We start from the raw sequence: 1369 nt of genomic DNA, 5'->3' as shown, positions 1-1369 counted from the left end.
TAGCCGATGGAGTGGACGCCCCCCGACGGCATCGATTGTGCCAAAATGTGGGTGTTTCAACCTAGCAAGGAGGCGTTCGTGAACGACGTTAGCATCATTGGTTTGGATTTGGCCAAGAACGTATTCCAGCTCCATGGCGCTGGGCAGGACGGAAGGACCGTTATGCGCAAGAAGCTCAACCGCAGCAGATTGCTCGAGTTTTTCGCCAAGTTGCCAAGGTGTGTGGTCGCGATGGAGGCCTGCGCCAGCGCCCATTATTGGGGACGAGAGATCGGTAAATTTGGCCACGATGTCCGGCTGATCCATCCTTCCTACGTGAAGCCCTTCGTTAAGCGTCAGAAGAACGATGCAGCGGATGCCGAAGCGATCGCCGAAGCCGCGTCTCGACCAACGATGCGCTTTGTCGGCGTCAAGAGCGCCGAGAAGCAAGCCTCTTCCATGGCATTCAAGCTTCGTGATCTCTTGGTTCGACAGCGCACACAGGCGATTAATGCTTTGCGCGGACATCTTGCGGAATACGGTTTGATCGTGGCTCAGGGTGTGAGACATATCCCCCGATTGGATAAGCTCATGGCAACATATCCTGACCTGCCCGATCTTGCCCGCGGCCTTTGCCAGAATCTCTTGAAGCATGTGGAATCCCTATCGGAGCAGATAGCAGAGCTGGAAAAAGGCCTGCGGGTGCGCGCCAGACAGGACGAAGTAGCCTCTCGCTTAATGACCATTCCGGGGATCGGGGCAATCTGCGCCACAGCGATAGAGGCCTTGTCGCCGTCGGCGGCGACTTTTTCCAAGGGGCGCGATTTTGCGGCTTGGATTGGTCTCACACCTAAACAGAATTCTTCCGGAGGCAAGGATAGGCTGGGCAAAATCTCCAGGATGGGCCGGCGAGATCTCCGGCGCCTCCTTGTGCTTGGTGCAACCGCCGTTGTGCGATGGGCAAGACGCTATGGATCGCCAGCAGGGTCCTGGCTGTCAAGAATGCTTTCGAAGAAGCCTCCAAAGCTGATCGCGGTCGCTCTAGCGAACAAAATGGCGCGCATCGCCTGGGCGTTGATGGTCCGCGGTGGCGCTTACCAAGCTCCAGCATCTGGCGCTGCGTAACGCAAGGCCAGACGCCGGGAGACGTCGGAAGTGTGGTAAGGTCTAACGGAGGGTTATGGGCAATCGGTCAGGACTGGGATTGGAAGAATCAACAGGTTGATGAGTGCCAGCGAGCACGCGTAGCCGAATTGGATCCAATCCACGCATTCCATAAGGGCCCGCGACGTGTCGAGGTCGCATCACGAGGCCGGACACACGTCAGCACCCGACCACATGCCTGTTCCGAAGTTATATTTTGCTTGCATTTACTGGGGCGTCCACACAC

1 protein-coding gene is annotated in these 1369 nt (G+C 57.2%); it reads left to right on the top strand.

The features are described 5' to 3' along the window. Positions 1–78 precede the first annotated feature (78 nt). Positions 79–1104, top strand: a complete 1026-nt coding sequence (locus CV770_RS41070) for an IS110 family RNA-guided transposase (RefSeq protein WP_104466317.1) — start codon at positions 79–81, stop codon at positions 1102–1104. Positions 1105–1369 lie beyond the last annotated feature (265 nt).

The organism is Bradyrhizobium sp. AC87j1, from assembly GCF_002936975.1.
GTDB classification, from domain to species: domain Bacteria; phylum Pseudomonadota; class Alphaproteobacteria; order Rhizobiales; family Xanthobacteraceae; genus Bradyrhizobium; species Bradyrhizobium shewense.
The sequence above is the reverse complement of the archived record's forward strand: the minus strand, read 5'-3'. Positions and strand labels throughout refer to the sequence as shown.